Here is an 18,851-nt window from a genome sequence, read left to right as displayed (position 1 = left end):
AAAAATATATGAAACAGCTAATTACAACAGGATGAATTATAAACAAAATATCAGTAAAACTGAACGCATAGTGACGATCCTGTCATCGTCTTATTTACTTTATAAAAGCCTATCGGGCAAAAAAAAAGATCCGGCACTGGCAGTTTCTAGTGCTTTGCTTTTATTAAGAGGATCTACAGCTTTCTGTCCACTATACGAAAGACTCGGCATCAACCACACCAATAAACCGTCTGATGTGTTGGTCGAATCGGTCATAACGGTCAACAGTCCTCGTCAAGAAGTATATGCGTTCTGGAGAAAACTCGAAAATCTTCCTTTAATTATGAAGCATCTGGATCGCGTTGAAATCATCGATGAAAAACATTCCGAATGGCATGTAAAAACACCGTCGGGCCTAGATCCCTTATATTGGAAGGCCGCTATCAATGCTGATGTTGTCAACGAACAAATTTCATGGTCGAGTATGGCAGATACGGAGGTGCAGAATGCAGGAACGGTAAAGTTTAAAGAAGTAGGAGAAAATGAAACAGAGATATCGCTAAAAATGAGTTACAAAGCCCCACTTGGTGCATATGGCAAAACAGGAGGTAAGCTGTTAAATCCAGCTTTAGAAAGAATGATCCAAAAAGATTTTAAGAAATTTAAGGATTATGTAGAATCTGAGGAACTGACAAAAGAGCTAGTATAATTTAAAAAATAGTAGTGATCATCCATTACTACAACAAATAAAAGGGTCTAATGGAATTTAAACCCTTTTATTTTGGCAACAAATTACGATTTCATTTTAGACTATTTTATTACATTTTTCAATACTTTTACCCTAATCAAAATGATATTGATGATGCTAAGTCAATTCAGTTATTATTTTAGTTACCACAGTTTCCACGATTTTCTAACATGATGTAGAGCACAGTGCTGCCAGCGATTCACATCATGAAAAAAATGCAACCCTCGGTGATCAATCGCCAAACACTTGGGCTAATTCGGTATGTAAGTGTTCACCTTTAAGATTAATGGCAATAATATTTCCTTGCGGATCCACCAGATAATTCTGTGGCACAGCCCGTACCCCATACAATACTGCGGCTTCATTAGACCATCCTTTTAGATCAGCCACATGGATCCAGGGCATCCCGTCATCTTCTATAGCTTTTAGCCAAGCTCCCTTCCCCTTCGTATCATCCAATGAAACAGCCAGTACCTCCAGTCCTTTACTATTATATTTATGATAGGCTTTCACCAAATTCGGATTTTCAGCTCGACATGGACTGCACCAGCTCGCCCAAAAATCGATCAACACATATTTCCCTTTAAAATCAGAAACTTTAACCATTTTACCTTTGGTATCCGGTTGTGAAAAATCGGGAGCTTTATTTCCTATTTTTATGCTTCGCTCCGCTAAAAAGCGTGCTTCCAATTGGCGCGCGGTCGTGAGCTGGCGTACTTCTTTCGATAGTTTTAAAAAAATAGGTTCGATTTCACTAAGCTTTCGTTTATTGGATGCATCTATCAGCGCATCAATGGAAAATATAGAATTGGGATTATTTTCTGCATAAATTAATTCTTTTACGCGACGAGCCTCAAACCTGGCCTCAAATTTTTCATGAATCGCTTGATATTGTTCATTCGCATCAGGAGCATCTTGTTTAACTGCTGCAAATGCTTTATTGCCTGCATCAATGATATCCATGAAACCTCCACCTATTTCTTTTAGATATGCGGTATATGCATCATGCATGGGTGACCCTTTAATGGTTGCTGTACGCAAGGAGTCTTTAATCGTGAAATTATAGTTCTCATTGCCCAGATAAAAGTATAAACGATCGCCTACATTTTGTGCCATCAGTTTGCCTTTACCTTCTTGATCCAGCACCATTCTGGAATAGGTAGGTTCATCAACAGTACCTTTTAAACGGAATGTTCCATTTACAATCTGGACAGAGTCTGACACCGGAAATCCATTTTTAGTATAGTCCAGGTAGATCATCTTACCGTTAAACATTTTAGGAGCTGTTCCTTTCATCTGAAAAGCAGCTTCTTGAGCAAACAACATCGTTGGCGCTGCGGCCAATATAATTGTAGCAATTTTTAAAATTTTCATATGTATAATTAAGCTATCGTGTATTTATTATTTTCTCCAGGTCAGGTCTACCACTTCACCAGGGATTCCATCAATTTTATGGAGGAGCTCGCCATCTTTTCCCACCTGAATATCCAGATAATAAAGTGAGCCCCCAGCACCTGCGATTAGTGTATTTTCATCATCATCCAACTTCAATAAACTCACAGATGATGGTAGGTTAACTTTCAATTCCTGTACTTGTTGGTTAAGTGGATTGTAGCGGAATACCTTATTTTGATAACCGATATAGATATACCCAATCCGGCTTGCCACCATTTTAGTATCAGCATTGATCCACTCCTGATGAAAAAAGAGCTTTTTATGATTTGCTGTGACCAAAAATGGCCCGCTAAAATTAGCCTTAAACTTCAGCTCATAAACTTTTCCTGTATGATCCTTTACAAAAGCATAAGTGTCCGTATTATTGACCTGAACCATCTGCAAAAGATCCATCCCCACATCTGCTGGATCAAATATTTCGGTATTCACACTCGTATATTGTGTTCCAAAATACATGGGTGAACCATACATATTGATCCGTATAAATTGCTTTTTATTCTTTTCAAAACCGATAATGGTAAAATTATTGTCCACCGCTGTTATGACAAATTGAGGTGACAGCTCATAGTCGCCGTCGGCAAAAGTTCCAAACATACCATACGTTGCAGACTGGTCCCATGTAGTGGTCGCTCCAGCATAAAATTTACCATTGATAACACCTAATAATGCGCCTTGCGGATAAGTCTTTAAATTATCGACATCGATACTAGGAGGTGCTAGAAAAAAATTATCATACAGCGTACCTGGTTTTAAAATCTCTCGTTTTAGATTATTTACGTCCAATCGAACTCCTCCATTCTTTGAAATAATCCAATAACCTAAAGGCGTATTTCCTGTAAACTGATTCTTGACATAGTGGATATGCAACGGATTAGCGGGAAGCACTTCGTTATTAATGATCTCATAAATATTAGCTTGGACGGTATGATCAGGCTTTATAAAAGAGAGCTTGCTCAGTCCATGATCAACAGACAACACCAACGATCCTCTCGAGAATGCGGTCGTTCCCTGGATATAAAAGTTATAGAAATATTTCATTCCATTTACTTTGTTCGTAACCGTAAGTCTTGCTCGATATCGCTTTGCTTCCAAACCAAAAGCGATACGTAGATCTTTACCCTCGTAATGATTAGTCTCAGGTTTAGTTGCTTCTGGGACATCAATTCGCCAGTTGCACTGTATCGAAGCAGGATCAATTCCAGATATTGTTGGAGTTATGATCAAACTGTCGCCTACCGAAGCCTCATACAAGGTGTCTAGCCCCGTAATTTGAGGTTCTTCAGGCATTTCTATGGCGTAGTTTCCTTTATCTTTATAGCAGCTGCATAAAGTTGCTATGATCATGTAAACAAAAACAGATACGAAGATCTCCTTTTTCATAAAAAATTTTTTACCCATATTATCTCACCTCCTTTCCTGTTTCATCAATAAAGAAATATTTTCCAGAACCTGTATTTTTCCTTAGCAATATCGTGCGATTTGGATTATCCACATGATAAAAGAGATAAGTCTGTCCGCCATCATTTGACTCCAGTTTATAGTCCTTTTCCGGATGATCCTTAATCCATTTAAATGGGTCATTTAACATCATCAGCAATAGATTTGCGAAATAAAGATTTTTTGGTGCATCTAGCCCCTGCATGGATAATGTCCGCTGCTCCGTAACAAGCAAAAATAACTGATGTTTTACCCTCGAATAATTGTCCAACCACATGGACCACCATTGGGGCTGTTCCAATTGTGCAGAGAGGATGATCCGGGCACGAATCAGGTCCTTATTTTCAATTCCAAAATCAGGACTTTCTTGGAGTTTGATGATTAAAGACACAGCACGTGTTTCCAGGTCCTTGACGTTATGAATGATAACAGGTAAAAAAGTTTGTCCAGCTCCTTCCATAAATGGATAGTCCGGCTTCAATTTATCATAATGAATCTCCGCTTGAGCTGTTGAGGAATCCTTTTCAATATACGCCTGGAAGCTTCGTGATTTCTGGTCTCGATACCCCATCAATTTGACTGGTAGAAAAACCGTATCTACCGCCTTGGTCATATCGTAGGCAAAGGTATACACGATACTATCCCGATCTGCAGCAGTCAGATCAAAATATATATTTGCCTGACGTTCATAACGCATTAAAGATTCTTTTTTACAAGAAAAGAACAGACACATGCCCAAAGACATGATTACATAAGTAGCATATTTCATGTGGATATACATTTATCGTTGTCCATAAATTATTTCATCGTCAGGAAGCGGCCATGCAAACACCTGCTGGCTGACAGGTATTATAGCACCTTGTTGACCAATTATCGGTTGATTTAGCCGTTTATATACAAAAAAGGTCTGCCCTTCCGCATACATTTCCTTACGATATTCCTTGATCAGCACCTGCCGAAAAGCGGTCTGATTCATCATTTCCAGCTTTTGTCCTATGCCACGGTTCAGCCTGACCTCATCTAAATAGGTGAGCGCTTGAGTAGGGTCTGTATCAAATGTGCATTCAGCAGCGATATAATACATTTCACTTAATCTAATGGCTGGAGCAACCAAGTAATGCAAGTTGGCAGAAAAGCTCTCACTGAACACATTTCTTCTATATTTAAGCAAAGAAGATATAAAACCGGTACCCATGCCTGTGCTTCCAAACCATTGGGTGTACCGCATATCACTACCTCCCGCCCCACCTACATCATAGATGATCTTAGCTTCCTCTTGATCCAAGTACATACCCGAGTTCCCATCAGTAAACCATTCATTATTAAAGGTGTTGCTCATCGCAGGAATATACCAAGCAAAAAGTAACTCTTTGTAGAGGATACGATCCTTTTTATCCGCATCCACGGCCAAAAAATCTGTCCGATTTGTCCAAGGGAATTTTTTGGCTGCTATAATTTCCTTGGCATATGCTAATGCCTTTATTTTGTCACCTTTGTACAAATTAACGCGAGCCAGCAACCCACATACAGCAAAATAATTCAGTCTATGCCTCCTATTTTGTAAGAAAAGGTTTGGATCTTGGAGTTCCGAATTTTGTAGGGTATCTTTACTTGTCGGATAGCCAATGACATATGATTTTTGACGTATAGGGTCTATTTTCAGCAATTCTTTCGCTTGTTCCAAATCTCGAATGACCGAGTCCAGAGCTTGAGATACAGAAGACAATTTTGTTGATTTGTTGGAGTAAGTTGTGACGTAAGGTATAGCATCCGCTTGGTCACGGACAATTGGTGCAGTAGCAAATAATCTAAGCGCATCAAAATGCAGATAAGCTCTCAAGGCCAATGCCTCTCCTTTGATCAATGGATAGTTATGACCGATAAACAGATTTTGCTTTTTATCGATTTCGCCTAGGATCAAATTTGCATTAGCAATTCCATTATATAGGCCTTTCCACACATTATCCTTGCGAGCGATAAAATTCGCATCGTTGTATCTGAAGTTTTTAGTTTGGAGATATCGTAACGGATCATTGCTCGCAATGCTGTAGTTCTGAACCAATACCTCAGCGGTACCAATGGTCAGCTCTTTACCATAGAGATCACTTTTCGCCGATCTGGTGTACACACCTATAAGCGCTTCTTTAAATCCATCCTCTGTAGAGAACAGGATGTTTTTATCCACATCACTTTCGGGTTGTATATCGAGCCATTTCGAACAAGAGAGGAACCCGAGATTGGAAATCAATATTAATATGATATAAATCTTTTTCATTCTTCAATTAGTATAAGTCATTAGAAATTTATAAACCCGCCTGAAGGGTAAAAGATATACTCCGCGCGAAAGGATAATTGATCCCACGTTCTTGCTTGACCGATGACCAACGAAAGATATCATTTGCGACTACCCCCATCCTTAAGCTTGACAGTGCTAATTTTTTTGTAAAAGCCTTTCCAGCATCGTATGAAATATTAAGCGACTGAAGCGCAAGTAAACGATCTGGCATTATAAATCGCGAAGAGACACGGGTTAGTCCAAGGTCTTGAATACTCTTATAGAAAGACACATCACCCGGGTTTTTCCATTTCTCTTCCAAGACGCGGCTATCCACATTATATCTTGGGTCTGCATTTTCCACCCGATCTACCAAAGTTTGATTATAGGTCTTTCCTCCCAATCGCGTTTGAAAATATGCCACCATCATCAATTGCTTGTAACGCAGTGTTCCGCCAAAAAATCCTTCCATTTTAGGAGTTGCCACCGCCACGACATCGATATCCTTCGCATCCCAATCATAAGACAATGTTCCATCTTTTTTAAGGAATACTTCCTTTCCATTTTCAGGATCAATGCCTAACGATGGCACAGCATAAATGGCATCTAACGATTGTCCTTCCTTGTACCGCAACAGAGGAACAGCCATCAGATCACTCCCTTGCTGTGCCTCATCGACCCGTTCGTTATAACTTTTAAGTGCATTGGAAATCCGGATGATCTTATTTTCGTTACGGACTAGATTAGCTAGCAAACTTAGTGTCCAATTTGAGTTGCGGATGGGTATCCAATTTGCATTCAGCTCAAATCCTTTGTTTTCCATATCTCCTAGATTTTCTTTATAAGAAATAAATCCGGTAGACGGAGCCAAATTGATGTCGGCCAAAATATCACGTGTTATCTTATGATAATATCTTGGCGACAATGTCAATCGATCGTTCCACAAGCCTAGATCGATGCCTATATCTGTACTTTGGGTCTTCTGCCAGGTCAAATTCTCATTACCATAATTCCTAACTGTACTTCCTAGACCCGACGAATACCAGTTACTTTTATCATAATTATAAGTTGTCCTTGACATGTACGGATCAAACTGTACAGAACCTGTCAATCCGATTGTTGCCCGCACACGTAACTGGCTAATAGACTCATTATCGAACCACGATTCTTGGTGTATATTCCAACCAATACCTGTTGACCAAAATGGAGCCGAGCGCTTATTAGCACCAAATTTAGATGAACCATCGATCCGCAATGTGGCATCAAAAAGAAATCTATTGTCAAACGAATAATTTGAACTTAAGAATGCACCAAATAATCTGGAAGCGCTTAAACTACTTGCCGGACTTGCATTCTCGGCATACCCCTTGGCAAAACCGACACTTGTAAAACGATCATTAGGAAAACCGATCGCTGTAAAAGAACGCTCATCATAACTTTCCGTTCTGATATTTGTTCCCGCGACAAGATTGAAATTATGCTTTTCGATTGTCCGCATCCAATTTGCCCGTACATTGGCATCCCAGTATAGTTCATTATTCGTATAACTGGTATAACTCCCTTTCAAATCTGTTTGACTTGTCGGGTAATAAAAAAAGTCATTGGCCAAAGGCGAACGGAAGTTGTCATTATTGTTTAGTCTCTTCAGTAAGCTTACTTGTCCACGTAATCGCAAACCATTGCCTAGATCTAAGTCTGCAGATAGGTTATCTAATAGTTCGGTATAGCCTAATTTATTGAAGCTACTTAAAGTAGCATTATAAAGTGGGTTCAATACATGCTCCCTTTGGCTTGATCCAGAGTTGGCGACCCTGGTCCAAACATCAATTTCCTGAAGAATATTACCATTATCGTCTTTCATCCGATAATATGGATTCATCAGCACATAGTCTGAGAAATTACCATATGGCGATTCCGTACCATTTACAATGGTCACTGATAATTCATTTTGAAAGCGAACTTTATTACGAAGATTGTAGCTGAAATTCAGACCTCCTGAATATTGGTTTCTACCAGACCCTTTCATGACTCCAGGTCGCGTCTGGTATCGCAGGTCCATTCCATATCTGAATGTTTCTGCACCTCCCTGGATGTACAGACCATGCTTTTGCCCAACAGCAGTTCGCACAGGCTGAGAGAGCCAGTACGTGTCTACTCCGCCCAACACATTGGCCAATTTTCCGTAATACAATTCGTCAAGTACATCTTGAGACTGTCTTTGTATATCGGCATCATATAACCCCGCCAATTTCTCATAGGACAATTTATTTGGTGCATTTAAAACTTTATATCCAGACAGATCAGGCACGTTGACATTGCTTTCGTGTGTATAAGTCATCTGCAGCTTCCCATCTTTAGGCGATTTTGTCGTGATGACCATGACCCCATTGGCAGCCCGTGATCCATAAATAGCTGTTGCAGCAGCATCTTTTAAAATAGTGACACTCTCAATACGAGTCATATCCAAGTCCAGTACTTTTTGGACACTGACTTCAAAGCCATCCATAATAAAAGCAGGCATATTGATCGAAGTGGTAATATGATCACGTCTCAGTACTTCATTATTGCCACTAGGCAAAGAAGAAGATCCTCTGACATTGATATTTGGAAGTGCATTGGGATTAGAACCCGCGAGATTATTATCGAGCAATTTGAATGATGGATCAAATACTTGCATCGCTTGGAGCACATTTTGTGGATTCACCTGGCGCAGCTCTTCTCCGCTTTTGGTAACAGCTGTACCCGTATAAGAATCTTTCTTGATGACTTGGTAGCCCGTTACAACAACCTGATCAAGCGCATTAGCCTCTTCCTCCATTCGGATGGAATAATCAAATTTATCATCCAATAAGTTCAGGACGTAAGTTCGATATCCCACCATAGTCATGGTCAGTGTACCTTTTGCTGTAGCCAAGAAAAATCGTCCATCTTGATCTGAAATCGCGATCGGTCTGCCGTCCTGAAGCACGGTGACCCCGTTTAAGGGATTTTGATCTTTGCCCACTACGCTAACTTTGATCTCTCGCTGTGAAGGTTTTTTAACCGTCGGAGCAGTTTTTTGATTGGTATTAGGCGATCGTTGTTCCAAAAATATTGTTTTTGAATCAATCGTATAGCTCATATCCTGATCCTTTAAAATCTGATCAAGAAAAAACTTAAGGGTCACCTTTTCGACTTTCACGGTTATCGGCTTTGCCCTATCAAGTAATTTTTTAGCGCCCATGTACTCATAATTAGTCTGTTTCTTGATCGCCTGCAATACTTCTGTAAGTGCCACATCGCGACCCGAATAGGTAATGGTTTGCGCATTCAGCTTTTGACATATGAAAAATAGAAGCACAACAAAAAACAGTGACAATGGCTTTGTCACATTTACAGAGTAAGAATTTCTTTTCATTAATAATGTTTAGGTTAGTTTGTCGGACGAGGTCCAATAAAGTTCATATAGGTTTTCGTGTTAAGTCGTTTCTATTAGTCCTCCTTTCTTTTTAATATCCGTTCTTTTCAATGATTAATTTTCCATTTGCTGTAAAATGGTAATGTAAATTCTGGTCCTTTAAGATCTTTAATATGGTACTCAGTTTACTAGTGCGGTACGTTCCACCGAAAAACTCAACATCAGGTATCTCTCCTCTATATTCAACATCCACATTATACCACCGTGACAATTCGTCCATAACTTCATAAAGGGACTTTCCGTCAAAATTAAATCGACCATGGATCCAGGCCATTTCCTGATTTACATCGACAGTACGACTGGTTAGCTTACCTTTATTGACAAAAGACTGGTAACCTGGCAATAGGATGAGATGCTTTCCACTGGTTAATTCCTTCACCTGTACTTTACCTTCCAGTAGCGTTGTTTTCATCTCACTCTTGTTACCATAGGTGTTCACATTAAAATGTGTCCCCAATACAGACACCTGCTGATTTGCAGTTTCAACAATAAAGGGCTGATTTTTGCGCTTGGCAACCTCAAAATAGGCTTCACCATCTACACGTACTTCACGTTTATCCGCTGCAAATACCGTAGGATAACGAAGTGTCGTTGAGGCATTTAATTTGACACGCGTACCATCAGGCAATATCACATCATAAACACCTCCTCTAGGCGTTTCAATGGTTGCAAATTGAGCAGATTGTGTCTCCGCCACAGCGCTCCCATCATCATAATGAACTCCTTTTTTGTCCATATGGACCTGGCTTTCATGTTCATTGAGCTGAAATTGTCGTCCATCCGAAAAAGTAACAGTAGCGCGGTTTTGAGCAGGCAGCCTATCCATTTGAGATAGCTGGATTGCCGAAGGAATAGAGCTGTTGGTCTGGTTATAGTACCACACCCCTCCCAAAGCGATGATCATACAAGCAGCGGCAACAAACGGAAGCATCCGTTTAAAAGAAAATAGTTGTTGAGGTACAGGTGTTGTAAATAATTTTGCTCTTATCTTCTCAAAATCTCTGTTTTTTTCAAATTCCTGTAAACTTTCAAAAGACTTTTTTTGCATGACTTGATCAAAGCAACGTTTGTAAACCGCTTGATTCTCTTGAGACTCACTCAACCATTTTTTTAAAAGCAAACGGTCTTCAGCACGCTGTTCACCCTTCATTTCTTGAACAATGAGGCTGCTAATACGAATCAATAATTCTTCTTCTTTTAGGTTCATGATATCTTGTTTCAATTGTAGATACCGCACCGAATTAAAAAAGTACTAAAGAAGATTCAAAAAAAAATTAAATTTTTGAAGAAAAGAATACGATGGACACCAGGTAATGAAAAGAATCGCGGCTTAACCATTTTCTTAATAAACTGAGGGCACGCAGTTTTTGATTTTTAACAGTTTGTATACTGATATGTAACAATTCGGCCACTTCCTGATTGCTATATCCCTCCAAATAAGTCAGCTCCACGATTTCACGTGCTTTAGGAGGGAGTTTTTTAAGAGCATCATATAGCTCTGCCATTGTTTCAGTGTAGACGATCTCTTGGAGTTGATTGGATTGATCGTGATCCTGTAGACGGACATAAGCATCCACACGATTTATTCTTCTTTGCCGCGAAGTTTGGTAATTGATACCCAGACGACGAGCAGTTTGATATAAAGCTGCTTTCAGGTGATGTAAACTTTCAAAATTGCGCTTACTTTGCCACAATCGGATAAAACTTTCCTCCGCTATATCTTCTGATTCTTTGGTCTCATCGACAAAACTTGATGCAAACAAACAGATTCGAGCAAAATAGCGATGATATAGATACGCACATGCTTCTTCTTTTCCTGTGGAGAAGTCTTCAAGCAATTCTTTTTCGCCCGTATATTCCATTCATCAATCTATTTTCAGGTCAGGTAGCTATTTTAAAACTCAAATATATAGATAAAATTTTAGTAAAATAGAGGGATAAAACAATCAGAGATGACAATCTTCAGTTTTAAATCTCCATCTATTAGTCAGTGGGCAATTGATCAATACATAGCAGACACCCATCCAAAGAAAAAGAATCAACAGGTATATCGTCTCTACAGAATTAATCCACTATGCTTTTGGCGATGGAAGAACTATTTAGTAAACGCTGTTCATTTTGAATATATGGAATGGAATACCATCGAAAAGAACATGCAAAAAAACGATATAAATGCCCAATCTGAAAAGTATATTTTCTGACCTCTTTGCTGGCAACTACAATTTCATTCTGGGTAGACCGATCTCATGTTCCTGTGGATACGGCTGGCGATGCGTCATGCTGACATCTTCTTTCATCCGCTCCTGTGTTTCGAATTTTTTCTCTTCATCATGTGTATAGCGGGGATCAGGAATAAAAGGCATTTTCGCCATTTTTGTAATCGTAATCGTTGGAAAATGAAAATCCACTTCTACCGTCCCCAACAGCAAATAGCATCCTCCTCCCTGAAACGGATACCTTTCCAGACAATCTGGAAAATGGGCCGTATCAAAATAATCGCCATTTGCATCCACCCAAGTTCCGAAATACATAATACCCCTTTTTGTAGGCACATGCTTGCGTGAAATCAGATAGGCGAGCATCTTGACCTGTTTTTTATGATACTGCAGAAGCTCTTTGGCCATGACCGATCCCCGATATTTGGTCTGCAGCAGATCAAAGGGGCTGCAGGAAACCGGAAAACTTAAGATCTCAATTTCGTCAAAAGCATCTTCAAAAAGGTTCCGTTTTAATTCCGGAAACTTAAATTCCTTGACGGGCTCTTCAAACAAAGTTGCCGCCCTACGCCCAGGTTTAAAATCACCAAGCAGCACCCTTGATTTTAGGAGCAATTCATTCTTGGCTACGCCCGTAAAACGAAACGCACCAATAAAGATCAGGATCTGTAAGGTCTCTATTCCGATCGGGATCCGTTTGATAAAGTCTTCCAAAGATTTATAGGCACCATTTCTTCTTCTTTCCTCAGGAATCAGTTTCCCGAGTTTGGATTCCACTTTCTCCAGATGCATAAATCCCAGATACACCTCATCGCCATAGATCGTGGTCTGCTGCTCACTCTTATTGACACAAGGGTTCAAGATCTGAGCGCCAGACATACGGGCCTCATGGATATACACTTCGGTTCTATAAAATCCGCCCATATTATTGATGACCGAGACCATAAACTCTAAGGGATAGTGGACTTTTAGATACAAGCTCTGATAGCTTTCGACCGCATAAGAAGCGGAGTGTGCTTTACAGAAAGAGTATCCCGCAAAGGATTCGATCTGCCGGTAGATTTCTGTACTCAGTTCTTCGGGATGCCCCTGCTGCCTGCAAGACGCAAAGAAATCATCCTTTACTTTTTGGAGTGCCGCACGCGACCGCCCTTTTCCGCTCATCGCTCTGCGCAGGATATCGCCATCCGCAGCGGACACACCTCCATAGTGGAGCGCAATACGGATCACATCCTCCTGATACACCATGATCCCGTAGGTTTCGCCCAGTTGCTCTTCAAATATGGGGTGAAAATATTCAAACTTATCCGGATTATTATGCCGAAAAATATATTCGCGCATCATCCCAGACTGGGCTACACCAGGCCGGATAATGGAAGAGGCAGCGACCAGTACCTGATAGTTATCACACTTCAATCGGCGCAGCAAACCGCGCATGGCCGGACTTTCAATATAAAAACAACCAATTGTTCTACCCTGACTTAAAAACTCATTACATCGCGCTTCATCCTTGGAGAGCGTGGTATCTTTGATATTAACTTTGATTCCCCGTTTTTCTTCCAATAGTTTGACCGTATCATTGATCGTTCCAAGCCCCCGCTGGGACAGAATATCAAATTTCTCAAACCCGATCTCTTCCGCCACATACATATCCCACTGCACAATCGCAAAACCCTTGGGAGGCATTTCAAGTGCGGTAAAATTGGTGAGCGGTTCTTCCGAGATGATGATGCCGCAACTGTGCATGGAACGTTGGTTGGGAAACTTTTCCAATAACTTTCCATACTCCTGTACTTTCTCCATCACCTGATCTTTAAAAACCAGCTCGGGATTCTTGGTCAGTGCATCCAGCTCCTCTTTGGGCAGACCAAATACCTTTCCCACCTCTCGGATGATGGAACGGTATTTAAATTCGACATTGGTACCACAAAAGGCAACATGGTTTTTACCATAACGGTCAAAGATATATTCCAATATGATATCCCGCTCCTGCCAGCTCCAGTCCAGATCAAAATCGGGGGGACTTTTACGATTTAAATTGAGAAAACGTTCAAAGTAAAGATCCAGTTCCAAAGGGCAGATATCCGTGATCCCTAAGCAGTAAGCCACGATACTATTAGCACCACTTCCCCGCCCCACATGCATAAACCCCATGCTGTTGCTATACCGGATGATGTCCCAGGTGATCAGGAAATACCCGCTAAAATGTAGTTCATCGATTACCTTCAGTTCTTTTTCAACCCGCTGTTTGGCCAGCTCATGATTCTTGCCATAGCGCCGTTCCAGTCCTGCGCACGCCAATCTGGTCAACAGCATGATATCTCGTTCTTTTGAACCCGTATAGTGTATTTTATTTCTTGGAGTGGCGAATTCAAAATCGAAGCTGCAGGTCAACAGGATCTGTTTCGTATTGTCCATGATCTGCGGATAATGACGGTAAGCATCTACGATGGATTGCGGTGCCCTGAAATATGCCGATTTGCTGCAGATTTCACTTTCCGGTAATTTAGAGAGTAACATATTGTTGTCGATGGCGCGCAGGATCCGGTGCAAATTAAATTCCTTCTTGGTCGTGAAAGTCACCGGGTTCAACATGACCATCTTGGAGATCAGCACCTGATATTCCTGACGAAACAAACTATTGAGTTCATGCTCCCGAATCCCAATATATTCATGCCCATGAAGCTTTTTAGGGATATTACTCAAGGGATAGATCACAAAACAATTTGTAAAATCAGGTTGGGCAGGCAGATCTATACCATCGCAATGATAGGCCGTCAGCATACGGTTGACCTCGCCAAGACCGCTAAACGATTTGGCGATAGCGATATACAGCAGCTCGCTTCCTTTTCGGACTTCCACTCCGGCTATAGGTTTGATCTGCTTTTCTTCACATTTTTTTTTAAATTCGTAGATGCCTGTGACCGTATTGATATCCGTCAAGACAAGTTCTTTTATCCCCAAAGCTTCTGCTTGAGACACCAGATCGTCTATGGAAAGCGTTCCATACCGAAGACTATGGAAGGAATGGCAGTTCAGATACATATTTGTAGCATTAAGTGGCAAAATTAAATCCTACGGCACGGCCGATCGCGTCATTTCCATAGCGCATTTTAATGGCATCCATCGCCTGATATAGATTGATCAGCTGCGCATTGTCTTCAAACAGATTCATTTGATAACTCCCGTGCACCAGATCTGTAAACCGCAGTCCGATCAGTCGAAGACGCATCCGTCTGGTATAAATTTTATCAAAAAGTTCGAGTGCTACCCGTGCCAGGGTATGATCCGCAGCCGTGTAGGTCACGCGGCATTGCTTGGTTTCTGTATCAAAATTAGAATACCTGATCTTGATCACCACGGTAGAAGTCAGCCATTTTTCCTGACGGAGCTGGTACGCCAGTTGCTCGGCCATACCGGAGATCAGGCTTTTGACCGCCCGAATATCCATGGTATCGCTGTTAAAGGTTCTTTCTTTCGATATGGATTTTCTTTCCGAATAAGGCAGTACCGGAGTTTCATCGATCCCATTGGCTTTTCTCCAAAGATCAGTACCATTTTTTCCGATCATCTGCTGCAGCACCTCTATAGGCATTTCTGAGAGCGTACCTATAGTGCGTATCCCAACCCGGGATAAAAGCTGAAAAGTAGCGTTTCCTACCATGGGCATTTTTTTGATGGACAAAGGGTTAAGAAAAGAATGAACACCTACTGATGATATTTCTCGATGGCCATGCGGTTTGGATTCGCCTGTACCGATTTTACTTACCGTTTTATTGACCGATAGCGCATAACTGATGGGCAGGCCTGTTTCCTTTTCGATTTTAGCCCCCAGCTCATTGGTCCATTTATAAGCACCAAAAAACTTATCCATACCTGTGAGATCCAGATAGAATTCATCGATAGACGCTTTTTCCATCACCGGTGCACTTTCTTCAATCACTTCTGTCACCATATGGGACATCCTAGAATACAATTCCATATCCCCTTTTACCACTCTGGCCTGCGGACAGAGCCGAAGGGCCATCTTGATAGGCATCGCAGCCCTCACGCCAAAAGTTCTGGCTTCATAACTACAGGAAGATACCACTCCCCGATCTCCTCCACCAATAATCAACGGGATATCCTTAAACTGCGAATTGACCAGCCGTTCACAAGAAACAAAAAAAGTATCCAAATCCATATGTACTATTGCCCTTTCCATTTTCACTAATTTATTTAGTAAAAGTGCTAAGTTTTTTAACAATTATTCCTACATTTGATGTGATTAATCCTCACAAAATGAAAACACTTTCGATCATGTCCGACAATATCAGATACCTCCGGATGCAGGTACCTGACCTCACGCAAAGTAAAATTTCTGATCATCTGGGTGTTACGAGAGACGCTTACGCAAAATACGAGATGGGAAAAACGACCCCACCACTCGATGTGCTATTGGGGATCTCCCGCTTCTTTGAAGTGAGCACCGATCTTTTACTGACGACTGATCTGCGAAAATGTAAAACTCAGGAAGCTGTACCGCCACAAGAAAACTTAGATACTTAAATCGGTCTTAATTTTTGTAACTTGTATCCCATAACGCAACACAAACGAGGTGAATTAAAAAAGACACCTACTAACAAACGATACCAGCATGGCGGCATACCAAACCATTAATATAGAAGAGTGGAACAGAAAGGAACATTTTAATGCTTATCGTAATGCGATCAAGTGCGGATTCAGTTTGACCGTTAAATTAGATATTACGCAGGTCATTCCTTTTGTAAAGGAAACGGGATTTAAATTTTATCCCGTGATGATCTATTTGCTCTCACAAGCCGTCAACCAACACCCTGCCTTCAAAATGTCCATGAAAGAGGGCGAGTTGATCCTTTGGGATCGTGTCGACCCGGTTTATACCGTCCTTCATCAGGACACCGAAACTTTTTCTGCCCTGTCTGTCCCCTACAGCGATAGCTTCATAGATTTTATAGACAGTAATAACGAGGTCCTTCAAAAAAATGAAAACAACAGGAGCTTTTTCCCTGAGCAGGCACCCCAAAACCATTTTAATATTTCGGCACTTCCGTGGATTCATTTCGAAAGTTTCAACCTCAACATTGCTGATTTTACAGACTATTTTGCACCTAGTTTTACCTTCGGAAAATACCAAACAGAAGGAAGTAAAATCCTGATGCCCTTGGCCATACAAGTACACCATGCTGTTTGTGATGGAATCCATGTTGCCAAATTGATAGACACCCTACAGCAAGCCTGTACAACCATTCAAACGCTTAAATAAAAAAGAACCTGTCCAGTTATCTTTAAAATAATTTTCACACTCACAGCTAAAAGATCAAAAAACACTTCATATTCAATTTTTTTAGGAGCTCGATTATTTTTTCAATGCACGCTCAATCCACATAGTAGCAGTGGCTGCCAAATCATTCGGATATGTACTCTTCTGAGTGAGATGGCCTCGCTTATCAAAAACCAAATAACTGGGAATATATTCAAACCCAAATTGTTCCAATGCTGTAGCAAACTGGTTTTTATACACGTAAAAATGTTCTCCACCTAATATTTTGCTATATTCCTGAAATCCATTACGATTGGACGATTCATCCGTTAAATACACGAATACGACATCTTCCCGAGCTGCATACTTTTTCTTTACTTGATCCATTTCAGAAAAAGCTTGTATGCAGGGACCACACCAAGTAGCCCAAAAATCAATGATGATCACTTTATCTTTATATTTGTCGACAATTGATGCAACGATCGTTTCATTTTTTTTATCAAATGGAAGAAAAAACACCTGTCCATCACCCACTCGATCACTACATTTTTTCAGTTCATTTTGATGGTAGATATAATTTCTTAACTCCTTATTTTTAAAAAAGCTATCTATCTGATGCAGCTCTTGAGGAGGTAATATATACCCTTCGTTTATCTGTTGGATATAAGCACTCGCCATCATCATATCATAAAATAGGTTATCTTCTTGTTCAAAAGTTTTTCCAAATAAATCAATTAAACGTGTTTTAAAGCCCGCTGGTCCTACAGAAGTAATACTCGGGATCTGTAATAGCGAATCTTGCTGAATGGCAATCAAAAGATCAAAGTAACCCGAAGGCAGTAATGTAAGCGTATCTGTATAGTTTAACGTGATGATACCGTCATAATAAGTTAACGTTCGCTCCGGTATTGCAGTCGCAATTTGTGAATCCAAGTTCAGATTTTTATAGTATGCTAGTACACTGCTGGCATAATCTTTAAATAGTAAACTAGGAACTTTAAAGGTATTAATCATGTGCGTATAATAAGACTTAAGCAATCCGTCCGGAATATCTTGGGTTAATGAATACGTCATCTCAGCGACAGATTCCAGTTGTTTCCATTTAAAATCATCTGCAGATTTAAGAACTTCTTTTCTTCGGTCCTTAGAAGTTGGATAAGAAAACAGATTCATAATCAACTCTTCCTGTAGAGCCGAATTATCAAAAATTTCCTTATAACGCCCCTCAAACTGCACATCATAATGAGCAGAGTCGATCATCGATACCGTAATCACATTCGTCTCATTTGGCAATAGCACAGTTGCTATATAGCGGCCATTTAATCTAAAATAAACCGAAGTAGGACCATACGTGTATTCAGATAAATATAATGTCGAATCATTGAGTTTTGTAAATGCGACCGGTTTATCTCTCAATAAAGAATTGCTCATCATCGGCATGCCGACCTCCATGTTATCGAAAAGAAGTGAAGGTTTTCCCTTTACTGTAAGTGATAAATAACCACTGGATAAAAAGTGAGACTGTGCGTAGACGTTTAATTGCAATGAACAATAAAACAAAGTAAGATATGCAATAATTTTGACCATGAAAAATTTGTTTATCTATTTTGATCACTAGAAATAGTAGCCGAAAAAGAGATTATAGGTAATAAAATATATAAGCTCCAAAAATTGATAATTCATGATGAACACATTGGTATATACCCATATAAAATTCACCTGTACGATCCATCATTGATAGGATTGGCTTATAATTATCTTAAATATAGGAAAATTGTATCTAATAAAAATTATTCTCTTCATTAATATAACTTCAATAAAAACAACATCTTATTAAAAGAAGCAGGTGCTAATTAATAGAAAATAGATTCATACTTCTTTCAATGGCATATTTATTCCTATTTATCCACTCTTTTCTTAGTGGATTATAGACGATTAAAATGGATATTTTAAGCAAATGTTTTTTTTATCAAAATGATGTATATAAAAGAAACTAATGGCAA

Annotated in this window: 14 protein-coding genes; 4 read left to right on the top strand and 10 right to left on the bottom strand. The window is 40.0% G+C overall.

From position 1 onward, the window contains the following. The first annotated feature begins 31 nt into the window (after positions 1-31). Positions 32-688, top strand: a complete 657-nt coding sequence (locus tag B3P23_RS04715) for an SRPBCC family protein (RefSeq protein WP_293924874.1) — start codon at positions 32-34, stop codon at positions 686-688. Between the two features lie 270 nt (positions 689-958). On the opposite strand, the gene B3P23_RS04710 is transcribed toward B3P23_RS04715, so the two are convergent. The 7 genes from B3P23_RS04710 to B3P23_RS04680 form a co-directional block, all read right to left on the bottom strand. Beyond that, positions 959-2,101, bottom strand: coding sequence for an AhpC/TSA family protein (locus tag B3P23_RS04710; RefSeq protein ID WP_293924872.1), 1,143 nt, complete (start codon positions 2,099-2,101; stop codon positions 959-961). Positions 2,102-2,128: 27 nt separating this feature from the next. Then, entirely contained in the window at positions 2,129-3,562 is a 1,434-nt protein-coding gene (locus B3P23_RS04705; protein WP_293924870.1) for a PKD-like family lipoprotein, read from the bottom strand. Between the two features lie 19 nt (positions 3,563-3,581). Beyond that, positions 3,582-4,388, bottom strand: coding sequence for a DUF4843 domain-containing protein (locus tag B3P23_RS04700; protein WP_248753934.1), 807 nt, complete (start codon positions 4,386-4,388; stop codon positions 3,582-3,584). Positions 4,389-4,400: 12 nt separating this feature from the next. Then, entirely contained in the window at positions 4,401-5,894 is a 1,494-nt protein-coding gene (locus B3P23_RS04695) for a RagB/SusD family nutrient uptake outer membrane protein (protein ID WP_293924868.1), read from the bottom strand. Between the two features lie 28 nt (positions 5,895-5,922). Further along, entirely contained in the window at positions 5,923-9,291 is a 3,369-nt protein-coding gene (locus B3P23_RS04690; RefSeq protein ID WP_293924867.1) for a SusC/RagA family TonB-linked outer membrane protein, read from the bottom strand. Positions 9,292-9,382: 91 nt separating this feature from the next. Next, entirely contained in the window at positions 9,383-10,558 is a 1,176-nt protein-coding gene (locus tag B3P23_RS04685) for a FecR family protein (protein WP_293924865.1), read from the bottom strand. Between the two features lie 67 nt (positions 10,559-10,625). After that, positions 10,626-11,213, bottom strand: coding sequence for an RNA polymerase sigma factor (locus B3P23_RS04680; RefSeq protein WP_094772941.1), 588 nt, complete (start codon positions 11,211-11,213; stop codon positions 10,626-10,628). A gap of 90 nt (positions 11,214-11,303) precedes the next feature. Here B3P23_RS04680 and B3P23_RS04675 point away from each other — a divergent pair, with 90 nt between their 5' ends. After that, positions 11,304-11,552 (top strand): hypothetical protein, encoded by a 249-nt coding sequence (locus B3P23_RS04675; RefSeq protein ID WP_293924863.1) that lies wholly within the window; start codon positions 11,304-11,306, stop codon positions 11,550-11,552. A gap of 15 nt (positions 11,553-11,567) precedes the next feature. Here B3P23_RS04675 and B3P23_RS04670 read toward each other — a convergent pair whose 3' ends face one another. Further along, a complete protein-coding gene (locus tag B3P23_RS04670) occupies positions 11,568-14,612 on the bottom strand; it encodes a DNA polymerase III subunit alpha (protein WP_293924861.1) in 3,045 nt (1,014 codons plus the stop codon). 10 nt (positions 14,613-14,622) lie between these two features. Next, entirely contained in the window at positions 14,623-15,771 is a 1,149-nt protein-coding gene (gene dinB, locus B3P23_RS04665; RefSeq protein WP_094772962.1) for a DNA polymerase IV, read from the bottom strand. 77 nt (positions 15,772-15,848) lie between these two features. On the opposite strand from dinB, the gene B3P23_RS04660 reads away from it, so the two are divergent. Beyond that, the gene (locus B3P23_RS04660) at positions 15,849-16,115 is read left to right on the top strand and encodes a helix-turn-helix domain-containing protein (protein ID WP_293924860.1); all 267 of its coding nucleotides are present in this window, start codon (positions 15,849-15,851) and stop codon (positions 16,113-16,115) included. An 88-nt stretch (positions 16,116-16,203) separates the two neighbouring features. Then, a complete protein-coding gene (gene catA / locus B3P23_RS04655) occupies positions 16,204-16,851 on the top strand; it encodes a type A chloramphenicol O-acetyltransferase (RefSeq protein ID WP_293924858.1) in 648 nt (215 codons plus the stop codon). A 93-nt stretch (positions 16,852-16,944) separates the two neighbouring features. Here the strand turns inward: catA and B3P23_RS04650 are convergent, their stop codons facing one another. After that, the gene (locus B3P23_RS04650; protein WP_293924856.1) at positions 16,945-18,435 is read right to left on the bottom strand and encodes a thioredoxin-like domain-containing protein; all 1,491 of its coding nucleotides are present in this window, start codon (positions 18,433-18,435) and stop codon (positions 16,945-16,947) included. Positions 18,436-18,851: the final 416 nt, after the last annotated feature.

Origin of the sequence: Sphingobacterium sp. UBA6320, assembly GCF_002440335.1 — a bacterium.
Lineage (GTDB): Bacteria > Bacteroidota > Bacteroidia > Sphingobacteriales > Sphingobacteriaceae > Sphingobacterium.
Note: the sequence above shows the minus strand (reverse complement) of the source record. Positions and strands in the feature narration are given on the sequence as shown.